Here is a 902-nt window from a genome sequence, read left to right on the forward strand (position 1 = left end):
AATTTGTTCAATCCGTTGATTTTGTGCGTCTGATTGCTTAAACTTCATAGTAAGAGCGCCTCCTTGATGTGTTGTCGACAAACCCATCATACCGAGGTGCTCCTTTTTTGACAAAGACTATTTCTTAGCCTCAACAGGAATGTTTAGCTAACGGGAGACGATAGTTGAACAAACATGGAGTAGTTTGCTGCGGCAGCTGCTCCATTTTTTCATTACGCTAACGGGCAGGAGAACTGAACAATGAGAATAGAGGAAATTATAAAGACTCAACGAATATATTCTTTGTTATTGATGAACCAGCTGGGGGGAGGTATTTTTTATGCTAAACATTCAATGTCAAGTTCCGATTTTACCCGTACGTAATATGGATGAATCCCTTGCATTTTACCTAGATGTGCTTGGGTTTAAGGTGGCTTGGATATGGGATGACAATGGCTATGCCGCAATCCAATGTGGTGATATTGAATTTCATCTGGATGTACAGGAATCGTTCACAACTTATAGAGCTCACTCTTATCTCTTTGTACAAAATATAGATGAAATTTATACATTGTATAAAAGTAAAGCACTAGACATTGTGCAAGATATTGAACAAAAACCCTGGGGCGTAAGAGAGTTCACATTTCGAGATGTTAATGGGCATATGTTCAGGGTAGCACAAGAAGCGTGAAATAGTCATTAAGCTATCGGAGAACGATAGTGGAATAACACAAATGATGAGCAGGCGCTGCGATGCCTGCTCTTTTTATTGAACTAACGGGCAGATTTCTCCAACAAAAGTCGGTACAGGCAATAGATTTTTCAAGTTCTTGTCAAAAGATATTGGAGAAAACAGCACATTTTATATTTACAAATCTATAAAAATAGATATAATAATCTGTATGGAACCATTACAGATTTAT

General features: G+C 37.8%; 1 protein-coding gene. It reads left to right on the forward strand.

The features are described 5' to 3' along the window. The first annotated feature begins 319 nt into the window (after positions 1-319). Positions 320-670 (forward strand): bleomycin resistance protein, encoded by a 351-nt coding sequence (locus AC1DM9_RS34360; RefSeq protein WP_477512843.1) that lies wholly within the window; start codon positions 320-322, stop codon positions 668-670. Positions 671-902: the final 232 nt, after the last annotated feature.

The sequence above is a fragment of the Paenibacillus sp. 01T431 genome (assembly GCF_056398625.1).